Origin of the sequence: Vibrio sp. TRT 21S02, from assembly GCF_050113675.1 — a bacterium.
In the GTDB taxonomy this organism is placed as follows: domain Bacteria; phylum Pseudomonadota; class Gammaproteobacteria; order Enterobacterales; family Vibrionaceae; genus Vibrio.
This window is the reverse complement of sequence record NZ_JBNJOI010000005.1, coordinates 100,101-113,858: the sequence shown is the minus strand read 5'-3', so window position 1 is coordinate 113,858 and position 13,758 is coordinate 100,101. Positions and strand designations below refer to the sequence as shown.

The following is a 13,758-nucleotide window of genomic DNA, read 5'->3' as shown; positions in this document are numbered from 1 at the left end:
GCCTATTCAAATGACTCTGTTGCCAAAGCCCTTACTACAGTTCGAATAGGCAAAAAGTGTTTACATGGCTAAGCTGACACCTGCGATGATCACGCCATACAACATCATCGGAATGACGGTTCGTTTGATGATGTAACCTTCTTTGTTCGCAATTCCTAGGATGGTTGAAACTGCAATGATGTTGTTAATACAAACCATGTTCCCCATCGAGCCACCGACCGATTGCAGCGCAAGGATGAGGGGCTGCGGTAGCCCCACAGTCTGGGCAATGGTTTGTTGAATGCCGCCAAAGGTTAAGTTCGCTACTGTCGCGGAGCCGGAGAAAAATGCCCCAAGCGCGCCAAGGTAAGCGGCGAAGAACTGCCAATTGGTGCCTAATAGATCAGATAAGGCGCGGCCCGTGGTCATGATGGGAGAGTTTGTTCCGCCCATCATCATAAACTTCACCATGATCAACGCACCGACCAGTGCAATAAATGGGATTTTGATTCGCTGAGCGGTTTCTGTGAACACTTGCGCTAGTTGTTGTCGGCTCATCTTGAAGATAAATGCACTAATCAATACCACAAGGAAAAATGGGATCAACGCTGGCACATACAACGTTTTATAAGCCCAAGATGTGTCCGTGCTTAGAATGTGGCTTAACTTAATGATCAGCGCATGCGATAGACTAAGCTCAGCAAATCCACCGAGTTGGATGGAAAGCAGCGGTGTGGCATCGGTAAGTAGCGGTTTGATCCCCAGTTGCTGGATACGAGTGATGATCAAAATAGCGATAAGTAACAGTGTTGGGCTCATCGCTTTGATGATTTCTGCAGCCGGAAGGGATGTTTGAGCATGGCCCGTTTCAGGCTTGCGTGGCTCCATCCCGATGTTAAAGCGGGCTAGAAAAATAGAAATGGTGAGGCCAATTGCCCCGCCAATCAATGCTGGGAACTCATAATTCCATTGTGCAAAAGCGAGGTAGGGCAGCGTGCAAGACATGATGCTGAGCTGAATAAAGATGAAGTTGCGCGCAATGGCTTTCCAATTGACCACAAAGCTTAGTGCAATAACAGGTATCACTGTTGCTGCGACCGTATGTAGTAATGCCGAATTTCGGCCAATTGCTAATAAATCGGCTTCGCTTAGCCCTAAGCCACTGAAGCCAAACCAAGTTGGGGTACCAACCGCACCAAAAGAGACAGGAACTGAGTTCATGACCAATGCCAGCATTGCAACGCGTAGTGCTGGAAACCCAAGCCCCACTAAAATAGGTGCAGCAATGGCGGCTGGTGTACCAAAGCCAGATGCGCCTTCAATCATAAATGCGAAGGCCCAGCCAATGATCATTAGCTGAGCAACTTGATTTCGGCTAACGCCTTCGAGCCAACGTTTGATCACTGCTTCTGCGCCAGAGAGAGAAATTGTGCGGTTTAAAAGGATGGCTCCGGCGATGATTGAAATTGGTGTGATAGCTGACAGACTGCCTGCGATTATGTTGGCGATTAACGGGGTGACATCAGCATTAAAGTAAAAAAGTTGGATTAAACCGACTAAAGCGGCAGTGGCAGGTAAAGCTATCTGTGAGGGGATTGCATTTTTTTTCGTCATCATCCAAATAAGCAGAATGATGGGAATAATCGAAATGAATAAATTCGTCATTGGGCTTCCGTTATTCGTTATTGGTTGTAGGTGTTTTGTTTTTATTATTTGACTTTGATGTAAAGCCTATCGTTATTGTGGGTATTTTATGGAGTGAATTGGATTTAGCTATTGATATTTAAAATACCAAAATGACGGCGACGAATGATTCTGTGACTTAAGCCTTAATGGTATTACTGGGTTTTAATGTTTTATTTAAACTAAACAATGACTTAATGAGCTTTTGTGATGGCTGTGATGGAATGATTGGTTTGATTTTGGAAACAATAATATTCTTATTCGAACTTAATGTGAGTTAATTGATTGATTTTAATAATAACTATTCTCAATTTGTTGTTAATAAATGTGTGGAAAGAATGTAAAAATACGAATTATTAATAGTAAGGGTGACAAAAATAATAGCAAATGAGAAAAAATATGAATCAAATAAATATAGAGACAGAAATCTTGGTGTTTATCTGCTTAGAATGAAGTCAGGAAAAAGTCGTTTCTCGTTTTATTTTTGCGATAACTTTTAAAATATGTGCGTTGGGTTGGGCGTCTAGCTTGATGCAAATCAATCAACGATTTGTATACCCCTTTATTGGTATGTGATTGCACTTTTCACTTGGTTAGATTGGGTTTTTATCCTTATAGACTCTATGGTTAATAGAGGCATCAACGAGGGGCATGGGATGAAAACACCAAGACCAAAAACCTCCGAAAGTCGCCGTCGCTTTCTTCGTGATACGGCCAGAACGGCTACTGGCGTCGGTGTTGCAGCAACGGTTCTTGGATTACAGAGCCAACAAAGTAGCGCGAGAGAGCGAAATGGCGTGCCAGTGCGGCCACCCGGAGCACTTCCTGAAGGTGAATTTGAAGCAGCATGCGTACGTTGCGGTTTATGCGTACAAGCATGCCCTTACGATACCTTAAAGTTGGCGACGCTATTATCGCCACTCGCATCGGGGACCCCCTATTTTGATGCGCGCAGTATTCCATGTGAGATGTGTGAAGACATCCCCTGTGTGGTGGCTTGCCCAACAGGGGCGCTTGATCCGAATTTAAAAGATATTGATGACGCCCGAATGGGGACGGCGGTGTTGATTGACCATGAGACATGTCTCAACTGGCAAGGACTACGCTGCGATGTATGCTACCGAGTGTGCCCGCTTATCGATAAAGCGATTACCTTAGAGCATGTACGCAATGAGCGAACGGGGTACCACGCGAAGTTGATCCCAACCGTGCATTCCGATGTGTGTACTGGCTGCGGCAAGTGTGAACAGGCCTGTGTATTGGATGTGTCGGCGATTAAGATTGTGCCCACAGATTTGGCGAAAGGGAAACTTGGCTCGCATTATCAATTAGGATGGGAAGAGATTGATAGGCCGTTGGAAAATACCTTTACTGACGATGATCTTGTGCCAACGGACGCACTTGAATCATTGAATCGGGGGCAATGATGGCAAAGAATCTTGCAAAAAATGCCGGCAAAGAAGCCATTGAAAAATTAGGCTGGTGGCACGCTCATCGATTTTTGATCCTGAGAAGATTCTGCCAGTTCTCCATTATTGCGCTGTTTATGGCAGGGCCAACGCTTGGCGTGCTAAAAGGCAACCTCTCATCAAGCTTACTGTTTGATGTCATTCCTTTCACTGATCCTCTGATCATGTTGCAAACGCTAACCGCGGGTCATCTTCCGGAGCTGACAGCGATGGTTGGGGCGCTCATCGTAGTTGGCTTATATGCGTTGTTGGCGCCCCGTGCGTTTTGTGCATGGGTTTGCCCACTCAATGTAGTGACGGATTTTGCGGCTTGGTTAAGAAGAAAGCTGAACTTGAAGGCGAGCTATCGCTGGTCTCCTCAGCTTCGTTATTGGCTCATTCCAGTGTTGCTGCTGGGAAGTGCAATCTCAGGTTCTGTGTTATGGGCATGGATTGATCCGGTTGCGGCACTGCATCGAGGCTTAGTGTTTGGCTTTGGTGCAAGCTGGGTACTTGTTGTACTGGTGTTTGTGCTGGACTTGTTATTGGTTGAGCATGGTTGGTGTGGACACCTGTGCCCACTTGGTGCGACTTATGGTGTGATTGGCAGTAAAAGTATTATCCGTGTCAGTGCTGAGCGACGAGAAGATTGCACTAAATGCATGGACTGTTTTTATGTTTGTCCTGAGCCTGATGTATTGCGTCAGCCATTAAAAGAAGGTGAGCGGAAAGTGATGGATAAGAATTGCATTAGCTGTGGTCGATGCATCGATGTCTGTCCGGAAAAGGTGCTGGAATTTCAATCCCGCATTTCGACATCAAACGTAACAGAGAAATGAGGTGCTAACTCTTGCTAGCAAGAAGGGAAATGAATTCAAGCGCATAGAATGTAGTGTTATATTTGTATTGTGATGACAAATGTAATGGAAAGCGCTGATTTAATCATAGCGAATTAGTTATTTAAATAGTCCGGTTTTATATCGGGCTATTTTGTTTTAATTAAATATAAAAAGATAATTAATATCTACTTAATATATTAAATATAGAGCGATAACTTTATTCTTTATTTTATTAATAATGAGGTTAAATCGTGTATACCATCAGTGGATAATGAATAAAATGTCACGTCTAAATCTTTGTCTTGAGTTAAATGTCACAAAATGTAAATTAAATCTATATATTTTATAAATTATTATTATGCCGTAACTATAATCGGTGTGAATTTTTATAAAATCATAATTAAATAGGTAGATTTCATTATGTTTCAGAAACTATCACTAAAGAACAAATTGGCGTTTTCGGCTAGTGTTGCAATCATCATCGGCGGGTTAATGGTAGAAGCATTGTCATTCAATGGTGCTCTAAAAAGGCTGGATATTGAATTGTTAGAACGCTTGGAAAGTACAACCGCTTCTTACAATCAAAATGTGCAAGACTGGCTTGTTTCAAAAGAGCGCATTTTGACGGCATTCCCCTCGAATACTGAGTCGTTATCAGTGATCAATCACCTGAAACAAGTACGCGATTCTGCGGGCTTTGATAATGTTTTTTTGGCTTATCCCGATGGTTCCCAGAACAATGCCAACGGTGTGGTGTTGCCTCAAGGGAATGATGACCCACGCGAATGGGGCTGGTACCAAAATGCCATGGCAGTGCCAGACAAAGTGTTTATGGATAACCCAACCATTGCTGCCGCCACAGGTGCGAATGTGGTTTCTCTTGGCAAAACCCTAGATTTTAATAATGAAAAGGTTGTCCTTGGTGCTGATATTGAAATAAAAGACCTAGTAAACAGTATGAATGATGCTATTTTGCCGGGAGATGGCTATTTATTTATTGTCAATAAAGAAGGGAATATATTTATTCATCAAAATTTGACTCTATTGAATAAGCCAGTAGCAGAAATAGGTTTGAATTTTTCAGATATTAAAGAAGCAAGTGTCACTGGAAAAGATTTATACGTTGATGTTAATGGCGAGAGGAGTGTTATTCATGCACACAAAATTGATGGTACTACATTATCCACGGTTACCGTCATTAATTATGCATCACTTGTCGAGCCGTTGAATGATGCAATGTTAGGCCAAATATTAGCCACAGCTATTGTCGTAATTATTTGTACTTTATTATTTTACTTATTATGTAAAGTTTTCTTCCGTCCTTTAAATAATGTTTCTGAAGCATTGGAGCAAATTGCAAACGGTAGTGGCGATCTCACTCAGCGAATCACCGTCGAAAGCCAAGATGAAGTGGGTAAATTAGCACAAAACTTCAATACGTTTGTGGCGAGTTTGCAGCAACTGATTGGTCATGTTCGTGATCAGTCCTCTCAACTCACAGAACGTTCAGAACAGAGTGCCCAACGTGCCCAGCGAACAGAAAGTGAAGTGCATCATCAACAACAAGATATCACCATGCTTGCTACTGCCGTCACCGAACTTTCATCAGCAACACAAGAGATTGCATTGCATGCAGATAACACCGCTGATGCCGCGCAAAAATCCGCTCAGAATACCAATCACGGCCACACGCTTGTTGGAAATACGAAACAGTCGATCAGTTATTTGGCGAATGAGTTAGTTCAAGCGAATGGTGTGATTGGGGAGTTAAATCGACACGCTCTAGATATTTCAACCGTGCTTTCAACGATTCGCGATATTGCAGAGCAAACCAACCTGTTGGCTCTGAATGCAGCAATTGAGGCAGCGCGAGCAGGAGAGCAAGGTCGAGGTTTTGCTGTGGTTGCTGATGAAGTGCGCGTTTTATCTCAGCGTACCCGCTCATCAACCGAAGAGATCAAATCGACCATTGATACCTTGCAAGGAACCACAGAGCGTGCCGTTTCGTTGATGGAAAACAGTTCACGTCTCGCTAATAACTCAGTAACTGATGCTGACAATGCAGCGCAGGCGTTGGAAGAGATCCGAGAGGTAGTTACGTTAATCAGTGATATGGCTACCCACATTGCCACTGCGGCAGAAGAGCAAACACATGTGACCGGAGAAATTACTCAAAACATTACCTCGATAAAAGATGTAGCAGAACAACTGGTACTCAGTTCCAAAGACAGCACTGAAGAGTCCGGGGCTTTGAAACTGCAGGCCGAAAACCTAAGTGCGAAAGTCGCGACGTTCAAATTGTCATAAGTCGAAGGGCCATTTTTGGACGAGTAATAGTGGCCCCTTCATCTGCTATCTTTTAAACAACGGTGCTATTGCGTGTTAGCTTGACTTAAGCCAACCGCCTTAACACAAGGTGAACCCATGAAAGCTCTTTGTTTCTTGTTGCTGATCTCCACTCAAGCCTTGGCGGTGGTACTGCCAGTCGTGATAGAAAAAAAAGTTCATGAAGACTATGTCGAGTTTGTTGGAGACAGAGATCCGCTGACCATCAATCAGTTTGGTGGTATCAAAGCTCGTCGGAGTACCGTCGAAATCGTATTACTGCAACAAGCATTCGCGTTGGGTGGGCTGCCAGTTGAGCTGCAATTCCACATTGCACCTGGTGCCGAGCGAATGCGGCGCATGGTTATGCTGCATGGCTATGCCATGGCGGCAAATACGGTTTGGGATTCTGTGGCGAATGATACCAAAGATTTGTTGTGGGTGAGTGCGCCAGTGATTCGTCATGGTGAATTTGAAGCGGGTCTATATACGGTGGGCACGCGTTACGATCTTTTGGATGAAAAATATCGCATTGATATAGAAAAGCTGGTAGCTGTGAGCAGTTCGCAATGGGTCAGTGATTGGAACACCCTCTCTGAATTGCCCTTAACAAACTTAATCAATGTGACAGATTGGCGCAGTATGGTTGAAATGGTGGTACATAACCGGGTAGATTTTTTATTGGCACCGTTTCAAGGCAGTAAAGATTTATCTTTTGAGGCGCGGGGTTACCGGTTCCTTCCAATTGAGGGTGTGAAGCTTGGACTCAGTGGATCACGTCATTTTATTCTGTCGCGCAGCTTTCCAAACAGTGAGCGCCTTGCTGAAGTACTGGATCGTGGAATTAACATTCTGCGCCAGAAAGGGACCATCGTCAGGGCACTACAAGAGTGTGGTTTTTTTAATGCGCAGGTCACGGGGTGGCGAAAGCTAAATTGAGCATTGGTTTTATAAGTTAGATTGGATATATGGACAGAATTAGCGCGTTAAAAGTGTTTGTAGCGATTGTCGAACAAGGCAGTTTATCCGGAGCAGCAAATCATTTGGATATGGAGCGCACCAAAGTGTCTCGTTATCTGGCGGTATTGGAAGAGTGGGTCGGTACTCGCTTATTGCATCGCACTACCAGAAAACAGAGCCTGACAGAAGCTGGGGAGCAGACACTAGAGCGCGCTTATCAGATCTTAAATTTAACCGATGACATTCATTCTATTGTCGATAAGGAGCACAATACGCTCTCTGGCAGGCTGCGTATTACCAGCAGTTATTCGATGATTGATGCTTTTCTTCTCAGTGCGATTAATGATTTTTGCTGCTTATGGCCGAAGGTTGCTATTGATTTGGTGGTTGCTGATCGCAGTGTGCATTTGGTCGAAGAAGGTATCGATCTTGCCGTGCGGATCAGCAATGATCTCGACCCTAATATTGTGGCTCGGCAGGTAGGGGTGTGCCGTTCTGTTGTCGTTGCCACGCCGAAATACCTCGAAGAAAATGGCTGGCCTGAAACGTTACAGTCACTGCGCCAGCATCAGTGCTTGAGCTTTAGTTATTTTGGTAAAGGAGAATGGCTGTTTGAAAAAGCAGGTATTCCAGAATCAGTTGAAGTGATGGGTCACCTTACGGCAAACATCTCTAACATCTTATTGCGAGCCACATTAGAGCACCATGGCATCAGCATGCAACCCGTCGCGGCGGCGCAGCCATACATTGAATCCGGTCACTTGCAGCCACTATTGACTGATTGGGAGCCAAAGCAACTTGGTGTGCATCTTGTCTATTCCAACCGCAAGCAAGTGACCCCATTGCTGCGTCAGTTTATCGATTTTGTTGTGGAGCGGATGGAAGGTGATCCGCTGTGGAACTGATTTGTAAAAACGCCATTAGATGTGTGAAATATGAAATAGTTCCCTGATTTTCCTAGCTGTATTGTTGCAATATCCGCACAAGTTATGCGTGAGACTTTGCCTATTTTCCTGCGCTGAAATCACTAGAGTAAGCCTTGTCCCAGTTAACGAGGTAAACAAGATGAAAGCGACAATAGCAATGACACTATCAAGTCTGATGGTTTCCACTTTGGCGATGGCAGAGATTCGTCTGACCACTTACAACCCGCAAGACAGCGCGATATTTCCAGTCACTTCGACCGTGCTTGAAGGCAAAAACGATGTCATTCTGTTTGATGCTCAGTTTGGTATTAAGGAAGGGCAAGCATTGGTCGAGTTGATTCAGCAGTCGAACAAGCCCCTTAAAGCGATTTATATTACTGGTGGTGATCCTGATTTTTATTTTGGATTAGAGCCGATAGTCAAAGCCTATCCACAAGCAGAAATCTATGCGACACAAAGTGTGGTTGACCACATTAACAAAACCAAGCAGAAGAAAATTGAATACTGGGGGCCAATTTTAGCGGATAACGCGCCAAGCCAGATATATGTCCCCAAAATATTTGCAGGTGATATCCAATTTGATGGTGAAACCATTGAACTGAAAGAAGCAGGGACCCATCAGGCGTACTATTGGCTTGCATCGCAAAAAACTATCCTTGGTGGTGTTGCGGTGTCAGCAGGTAGCCATATCTGGATGGCTGATTCTCCGACGGAAAATGATCGAAAAGCATGGATCCAAACCATGGAAGCGATGATTGACTTGAATCCTAAACGAGTGATCCCGGGTCACTACGTGGGTGAGGAACCAAAAGGTATTGAGGCATTAACATTCGGACGTGACTATCTCAGAGCGTATGATGGGTTTGTCGCTCAGTCGAAAAACTCGAAAGAGCTGGTAGAGAAAATCACCAAAACCTACCCACAATTCGAAGCCGACGATGGCCTATTCATCGGTGCTAAAGTGAGCATGGGTGAAATGAAGTGGTAACGCTAAAGCAATAAAAAAACAGCCCTGTCAAAGAACAGGGCTGTTTAGGTTTTAGTTGTGCTGCTCGCGACTAAGTTTTCCTATGGCTAGAGGAAAGTCGCGCTTTGATTGCAGATTGAAAGAGTGGTGAAACGGCACCAAAAATCTCATCTGCTTTCGCCCGTTGTCCAACCTGCAAGGAGACGTGCTCACGGGCGAATTCAGGCAGTTGCTCAACAAAGGTTTGTTTTAGTTGTTCAAAAATAGCTGAGCTTTGAGCCAGTGGTCCTGTGATGATGATCTTTTGTGGAAACAGAGTAAGAAAAGCATTTCTTAGCGTTGTGCTCATGACCTGAATGGCCTGAATAATATTCGGTACCTCAAGTGTGTTATGGCTTTGGAAGAAATCAACAAAATCTGCCTCATTATTCGGTATATTTTGATAGCGTTGGCGCAGCGCCGCTTCCATCGCTCTTAATGACGCTACTGATTCTATTGAAGGTGTCTCTTCACCTACCGTCAATGTGGTCTGCCCCAACTCCCCAAATCCACCTGTTGGTGTGTGGAGTACTTCGCCTCGCAAGGCATAGGAGGTGCCAATTCCGTAACCCCAATGTATGTTGAGTACTGATTCTTGCGCATGTTCTGGGTGGCGCAGCAATCGAGCGCGCAGTTCGTTATTTAGGTTTTTCGCAACGCGAACCGGTAGGCGAGTTTGTTGTGCCAAGGCATCAAATGATAGGTGGCTGATTTGAGGCCATCGATTTGAGAATACCCAACACACATTATGCTCATCGACTAACCCAGGAACGGAACAGGCAATGCCGACCACGTTTTCTTCGGGGGCTTTGTTAAGCAGTGTTGTTGCCAGTACTTCAAATTGCTCCAACATATCCTGATTCGACAATCTATGGTCACTTAATGTCTTACAGGCATGACAAACGATTTGACCTTTGAGGTTGATCAAATGTGCATTGATGGTGAGAGAGTCAATGGTGATAACAATCGCAGATGCGGCCCGTTCATTGAGATGAAGGTAGACTTCTGGCCGACCCGGCTTTGATGGGTTGATGGTCTTATCTTCGCGCACCAAGTTCAGTTCAATCAGTTCTCCCACCAGTTCAGTAACCGTTGCAGGACGCAGCTTAAACTCGCTACTTAAGCTTTTTCGAGTGGGTGAGGTTTGGCAAGAAATTGCACGTAATAACAGGCTCTTACGCTTTTCCGACAGCGGGGTAATGTTTTCTTCTTGTCGCTGGAGTAATGAAGCCAATCTCTGATTAAACGTTAAATCAAATGCCGTTTCGTTATTCATCCTGCGCTACCTACGTTGTGATTCCCTTCAAAAAATAGATGTTTTTTTGAGCATGGTTAATATCGGTTACCGTGAGCTGTTTGATAACTAAATTGTCAATAATGTTATGGGGTTAGCTAACGTCATCGAGATAGGCCTAAAACAGTACACCATTTTTCGAATGATTTATTTACGGATTGTGTAAAAAATAGTTATTTACAGCAAGTGTAATTAATGAGAGGGTGGCGATTAATTAATCACTTTTAGGCGATGAATGTAGGGAGAGATTGAAGTATGAACATATCAACATGGTTGGATGAAGCTTCAATGGGGAATGCAGCAGCGCAAGCTGGTGCGGATATGATTTGCCAAACTCTTGAGAGAAAAGGCTTTGCAAACATCATTTTAGCAACGGGTACGAGCCAGTTTTCTATGCTGTCTAAGTTGATTACCGATCCACGAATTGATTGGTCAAAAGTCTCTATTTTCCATTTAGATGAATATGTAGGGCTGTCATCTCAGCACCCCGCCAGTTTTAGACGCTATCTGAAAGAGCGTGTTGCCGATAAGCTCCCAAATTTAAAAACGTTTACCTACGTCAATGCGGATGCTGTGCCATTGGAGCCGGAGTTAGAAAGGTTGAACAGTCTCATTGAAAATGTGGTTATCGATGTTGCATTTGTCGGCATTGGCGAAAATGGGCATTTGGCGTTTAACGATCCACCGGCAGATTTTGATGTGATGGAGCCATACATTGTGGTTGAGTTGGATGAAGCATGCCGTCGTCAGCAGTTAGGAGAAGGGTGGTTCAGCTCTCTCGATAAGGTACCAAGTTTCGCTATCTCGATGTCGATTCAGCAAATCCTAAAAAGCCGCACGATTGTCTGTACTGTGCCATCAAAGCGCAAAGCGCTGGCCGTGCAGCAGTGCTTTGAAGGAGCAGTAACACCAGAGCATCCGGCCTCAGTCTTACAACAGCACCCGTCTGTGCATGTTTTTCTCGACCAAGACGCGGCGAGCGCATTAACAAAATAGGCCAATGATGAAGATTGAGAGTAAAGAAGCACTGAAACCGCTGAATCAGGAGCAAGAGCTGGTTGTCTTTAGTGGTCATGCTGTTCCCAAGATGCGTTATCGCTTTGGCGCAGATGGAAAGGTACAACAAGTTTCTGTTGAGCACCCTTGGAGCCAAGCAGATCACGCTCACCAAACGGTTGTGACTCCGGGTTTGGTGGACATTCAAGTGAATGGCTTTAATGGTGTCGATTTTAATTCCCCAGGGTTAACGGCAGAGAAGCTGGATAGTGCCCTTATGGCAATGCTGGAAACGGGGGTTACTCGATGTTTGCCAACCCTAATTTCGGCTGAAGAAGAGACATTGTGTCAGCTGCTTTCTGCATTGGACCATGCCGTTCAGCAAAGCCAACTCGCGCCATATATGGTGATGGGCTATCACATTGAAGGGCCTTTCTTATCACCTGAGGAAGGCTTTGTTGGTGCGCACCCGAAACAGGCGATGATTGCAGGTTCAAAACGTTTGGTTGATAAGCTGCAATCTCTAATTACTAAACCTATTTTGTTGATGACAGTAGCCCCAGAAATAGAGGGTGTACTCGAGCTCATCCCTTATTTGAAGGCACAAGGGATTACAGTGGCGTTGGGTCACACTGCCGCCGAACGTCAAACAATACAGCAAGCCGTAAATGCGGGGGCACTACTGTCTACCCATTTGGGCAATGGATTAGCTCATCAACTGCATAAAGTGGACAACCCACTGATGACCCAGCTGGCGGAAGAACGACTGTTCGCAAGCTTTATTGCTGATGGTCATCATGTAAAACCCGAACTATTGAAGCTGTGGCTAAGTGCCAAAACGCCAGAGCATTCCATTTTGACAACGGATGCAACCGCCGCTGCTGGTTCATCACAAGTTCCGGGTATTTTCCACTTGGGAGACTGTGAAATTGAGCTGTGTGCCGATGGTGTCGTCCGTGAACCCGGATCGCCGTATTTTGCAGGCTCTTCTGCACGTATGGATCGCATGGTAAACGACATCATGCGCTGGTGCGGATACGACTTGAGCACCATTTTGCAAATGACTCGACATAACCCACTTTACCTTCTTTCTCAAACGAAGACTTTACCAGTTCAAGGAGACGATGCGGAGTTTCTTCATTGGGTGATCACACCAGATGGCCCAAGATTAACTACCGTTTATATAGGTGGTTGGACAATCCACTTGTAGTTTCCTTTTTGCTGGTATGAAACCGACATAACGACACCTTACATGGAGCAAAGGATATGAAATTGAGAAACGTACTGGTGCAGACAACGGCAGTGCTGACGCTGCTGTCTGCACACCATGCCGCTGCTGTGACGCTAAAACTGGCAGAGAATCAACCAGAGTCCAACCCCGTTACGATTGCGATGCATAAGTTCTCTGAGCTGACGGAAAAGTATTCTGACGGTGAAGTCAAAGTTAAGGTTTTCTCTGGGGCTCAATTAGGGCAGGAAAGCGAAACCATTGAACAAACTCAAGCTGGGATCATTGATTTAACTCGAGTAAACAGTGTGACATTGGCGAACGTTACCCCAAGTGTTGGCGTATTTACGCTGCCATATATTTTTAAAAATACGGAGCACAAGTACAAAGTACTGGATGGCGAAGTTGGTCTAAAAGTACGTGAAGATATGGCTGCATATGGGCTGGTGGCGTTTGACTACATGGAAGCAGGCACGCGAAGTTTTTATACGCGTGAAAGCAAACCAGTGAAGTCGATTGAAGACATGAAAGGGCTGAAAATCCGTGTCCAGAAGTCGCCTATATCGATTCGTATGGTGGATCTTGTCGGCGGTGTTGCAACGCCGATGAACTATGGTGAAGTCTTTTCAAGCTTGCAAACGGGTGTTATTGATGGAGCAGAAAACGACTATGTAAGCTACCTGACATCAGGCCACTATGAAGTCGCGCCAAACTATGTGGAAGATGGCCATTTAAGTCCCCCTGCAATTCTTATCATGAACAAGAAGAAGTTTGATGCTCTGCCAAAGAATCAACGAGATGCTATCCGCCGAGCAGCGAAAGAGGCGGCGTTGTTTGAGCGAGAGTTGATGTTTAAAGCCAATATCGAGGCGAAAGAAAAAGTCATTGCCGCTGGCGTGAAAGTAACGGTGATTGATAACACACCATTCCAACAAGCAGTTCAACCCGTTTATGAACAGTTTCCGAAATTGCTGCCGCTGGTGGAACAGATCCAAGCGGTAAAATAATCGCCATCAGAGTGCTTCAGCGCTTGGGCTAGAAGCACTCTCTCAATGCATCGCCTCACGGGATATG

At 44.9% G+C, this 13,758-nt stretch carries 11 protein-coding genes; 9 read left to right on the top strand and 2 right to left on the bottom strand.

The genetic code is table 11. The annotated features are described in order from the left end of the window. Window positions 1–60: 60 nt before the first annotated feature. Window positions 61–1,644 carry an L-lactate permease gene (locus ACQEXU_RS08300; RefSeq protein WP_427010422.1) on the bottom strand — a complete coding sequence of 528 codons (1,584 nt, stop codon included), beginning with the start codon at window positions 1,642–1,644 and terminating at the stop codon, window positions 61–63. Between the two features lie 674 nt (window positions 1,645–2,318). Here ACQEXU_RS08300 and napG point away from each other — a divergent pair. From napG to ACQEXU_RS08270, 6 genes are all read left to right on the top strand, one after another. Then, window positions 2,319–3,089, top strand: coding sequence for a ferredoxin-type protein NapG (gene napG / locus ACQEXU_RS08295; protein WP_427010421.1), 771 nt, complete (start codon window positions 2,319–2,321; stop codon window positions 3,087–3,089). Further along, complete coding sequence (napH, locus tag ACQEXU_RS08290; RefSeq protein WP_427010420.1) at window positions 3,089–3,949, top strand: quinol dehydrogenase ferredoxin subunit NapH; 861 nt, start codon at window positions 3,089–3,091, stop codon at window positions 3,947–3,949. Before napG ends, napH begins: the two co-directional genes overlap by 1 nt. A gap of 420 nt (window positions 3,950–4,369) precedes the next feature. Beyond that, window positions 4,370–6,256 (top strand): methyl-accepting chemotaxis protein, encoded by a 1,887-nt coding sequence (locus tag ACQEXU_RS08285; RefSeq protein ID WP_427010419.1) that lies wholly within the window; start codon window positions 4,370–4,372, stop codon window positions 6,254–6,256. 117 nt (window positions 6,257–6,373) lie between these two features. Continuing rightward, window positions 6,374–7,213, top strand: a complete 840-nt coding sequence (locus ACQEXU_RS08280) for a hypothetical protein (protein WP_427010418.1) — start codon at window positions 6,374–6,376, stop codon at window positions 7,211–7,213. A 29-nt stretch (window positions 7,214–7,242) separates the two neighbouring features. Further along, entirely contained in the window at window positions 7,243–8,139 is an 897-nt protein-coding gene (locus ACQEXU_RS08275) for a LysR family transcriptional regulator (RefSeq protein WP_427010417.1), read from the top strand. 160 nt (window positions 8,140–8,299) lie between these two features. Further along, window positions 8,300–9,148: an MBL fold metallo-hydrolase gene (locus ACQEXU_RS08270; protein WP_427010416.1), complete on the top strand. Its 849-nt coding sequence runs from the start codon at window positions 8,300–8,302 to the stop codon at window positions 9,146–9,148. 70 nt (window positions 9,149–9,218) lie between these two features. On the opposite strand, the gene ACQEXU_RS08265 is transcribed toward ACQEXU_RS08270, so the two are convergent. Continuing rightward, entirely contained in the window at window positions 9,219–10,442 is a 1,224-nt protein-coding gene (locus ACQEXU_RS08265; RefSeq protein WP_427010415.1) for an ROK family protein, read from the bottom strand. Window positions 10,443–10,715: 273 nt separating this feature from the next. Between ACQEXU_RS08265 and ACQEXU_RS08260 the strand changes: the two genes are divergently transcribed. From ACQEXU_RS08260 to ACQEXU_RS08250, 3 genes are read left to right on the top strand one after another with little or no spacing between them, the layout of a single operon-like run. Continuing rightward, window positions 10,716–11,456, top strand: coding sequence for a glucosamine-6-phosphate deaminase (locus ACQEXU_RS08260; protein ID WP_427010414.1), 741 nt, complete (start codon window positions 10,716–10,718; stop codon window positions 11,454–11,456). 4 nt (window positions 11,457–11,460) lie between these two features. Beyond that, entirely contained in the window at window positions 11,461–12,666 is a 1,206-nt protein-coding gene (locus tag ACQEXU_RS08255; protein WP_427010413.1) for an N-acetylglucosamine-6-phosphate deacetylase, read from the top strand. A 56-nt stretch (window positions 12,667–12,722) separates the two neighbouring features. Continuing rightward, window positions 12,723–13,691, top strand: coding sequence for a TRAP transporter substrate-binding protein (locus tag ACQEXU_RS08250; protein ID WP_427010412.1), 969 nt, complete (start codon window positions 12,723–12,725; stop codon window positions 13,689–13,691). The last annotated feature ends 67 nt before the right edge of the window (window positions 13,692–13,758 follow it).